At 53.0% G+C, this 2,347-nt stretch carries 3 protein-coding genes; all 3 read right to left on the bottom strand.

Annotation, left to right across the window (positions count from 1 at the left end; translation table 11 throughout):
- The coding region (locus BZL41_RS28840) for a hypothetical protein (RefSeq protein WP_256578130.1) at nucleotides 1–471 on the bottom strand (471 nt) is incomplete at its 3' end.
- Between the two features lie 854 nt (nucleotides 472–1,325).
- On the bottom strand, nucleotides 1,326–1,769 hold the full coding sequence (locus tag BZL41_RS10935; protein ID WP_095599321.1) for an SMI1/KNR4 family protein: 444 nt from the start codon (nucleotides 1,767–1,769) through the stop codon (nucleotides 1,326–1,328).
- The coding region (locus BZL41_RS10930; RefSeq protein ID WP_305884104.1) for an HNH/ENDO VII family nuclease at nucleotides 1,766–2,347 on the bottom strand (582 nt) is incomplete at its 5' end. The genes BZL41_RS10930 and BZL41_RS10935, both read right to left, overlap by 4 nt.

Below are 2,347 nucleotides of genomic sequence, written 5' to 3'. Positions count from 1 at the left end.
GTGGTATTCCGTGGACAGGCACTCGCCGCCTCGCTGCCGGGCCATCGCTTGCAGCCGCGACAAGCCATCCGCCAACAGGAGCCGGCCATCACGCTTGGAAGCCAAGTTACAGTGCGGACACCACGTACCACGGAGGATGGACGTGCCGGGCGCCAGCCATTCGTGACCAGCCCCGCAGCGGAAGTGGTACTTCTCCCGTCCCCCCATATAGGTGTCGGACAGGCAGCGACCACCGCGCTTCTCCGCCACGGCCTGCAACCGCTCCAGGCCATCTGCCAGCCGGTAGCTCTTGCCCCTGCGTTGGCCCGCACAAGCCCGGCACCATGAGCCCTTGTTGAGGATGCTCACCCCTCCCGCCGACCACTCATGACCCTCGGCACAACGGAAGCGGTAGTGCTGGGCAACGCCTTGGTAGTTGTCCGACAGGCATTCGCCACCCCGCAACTGCGCAGCCTGCCTCAGACGGGCCAAGCCATCGGACAGTCGCTTGCTCTTGTGGATGTGCTGGTGAAGGCAGACGGGACAAGCGGCATTCTTATAAACGTGGTCTGGACGGCGCTGCCGAACGTGGCCCTGTTGGCAGCGAAACCGATAAAGAACCTTGGAGCCACGCCACTGATTGTCCAGGCATTCGCCCCCTGCCTCGCGGGCAACGGCACGCAAGCGGTCCAAATGCCCTTGTCCGATACACTCCGGGCAGACGGCTGCAACCGTGGCATTAACGAGCGACTTTGGCGTCCGTTTGAACACATGCCCCTGCGCACAACTGAAACGGTGCAATACCTGCCAACCGAGCCAGGCTGTATCCGGGCACGACAGGTTGAAGCGCTCGGCGGCAACGCGGACTGCTCTTGAGTGATCAAGCACAGGATGGAGCTGACCCTCAGTGTACGTATCGATATCCCTGTTCATGTCCGAGCCCGAAGCATCCAAGGCCAAAGCCTACCAATGCGTTCGGCACGAGTAGCTGCGGTGTTCGACATCGCAGGAATGAAGGCCATCGCAACGGCGGCACATCCCGCCAAAGAGCAGCAGCACTCTGAGATCACACCCGAAAATTCACTAAATTATAGTAATTTGAAGTGCCGCACATGCATTTTGAGACACGCCTTACGCCCACTCGACCTCAGACATGCAAGAATTTCTTACATGAAACCCGGAACAGATTTATTGTCAATGTATCTATTTATCCCCGCCAAGATTGAAGCTCCACTTGGACTGAGCATATTAAAAAATTATGCAACTTTAGTGGCACTTCAGCCTGGGTGGAGACTGAGTCTCTGCTCTCGCTTTCCTACTCTTGTTTCAATCCCCAGTTACCTCATCTACCTTCTCAACTCCACATATTCATCAAAGAAATCAGTAAAACTTGAATAAAGTATTTTTTCGTATTTTCGCTTATGCAGACTATAACTTCTCACAACCCATGCATCTTGTTCCTTACACAAGCACCAACATATCTCTTCGTCTCGGAAGAATATCACTACTCCATTTACAGGAAGGCCGTACTCTTCGCGACAACGGAGGGTGTCACCGTAGACTGTGCCGCCATTAGAGTTGGCTGCATCGCCATCCTCTATTCCAGATATTTCAGAATCAATAAATCCTCCCCCGCCTGAGGCTTCCAGAAAGCATCTAAAATCGTTAGGAAGCCTACACCCAAGGAGTTCTTCAAGCTTCTCCACCTCTGAAATAGGTACCGGACCATTCCAGAAAGTTTCTTCTGAAGATGCTTTTGCAGAAGCCAGAATCTCATTAATATCTTTCATTCTGATACCTTGAAATCTTTCGCCCTTGTCTTCCAATAGTTCTTACGGAATTGTTCATATTGGTACTCAAGCTTGGGATCGTTTCGGAAGCTGTTTCCATCCTCTATTAGACCGTGCAATTCAGCGTGATACTTCTTATGCGTAGACGCTACCAGCTCTACCATTGATCCTGGCTCCTGCCCAATTAAATGGTGCAGGTTAATTTGCTTTCCATCTGGCCCAATTGGGGCGTATCCATGCTCCATTAAGTCCTGGTTGGTCCATCCGGCCTCAATCTTTTCCCTGATGCTCTTGTTTACAGACTTATCGACAGAATCCGGCGCTTCCGGACTAACATCAGCGGTGTTTTTATAGACTTTCCTTCCATTTACCTGCTCTGGCTTATATTTCGAAACTGACGGAACAATACACTCCAACCCCAACGGATCAACCCACCCCGTGGGATTGTTCACGTACTGGTAGTTGTTCAACCCACCCGAGAGTTTGATCGGGTCGGGGGTGAGGAAGCAGCCGGTGTTGGGATTGTAGTAGCGGTGGCGGTTGTAGTGCAGGCCGGTTTCGGCGTCGAAGTATTGGCC

This window comes from Pseudomonas sp. PIC25, from assembly GCF_002286785.1.
GTDB lineage: Bacteria > Pseudomonadota > Gammaproteobacteria > Pseudomonadales > Pseudomonadaceae > Pseudomonas_M.
Note: the sequence above shows the minus strand (reverse complement) of the source record. Positions and strands in the feature narration are given on the sequence as shown.

Coding starts and splice junctions, on each gene's coding strand:
- BZL41_RS10935 (WP_095599321.1), bottom strand. CDS start 1,769: ATGAAAGATATTAATGAGATTCTGGCTTCTGCAAAAGCATCTTCAGAA.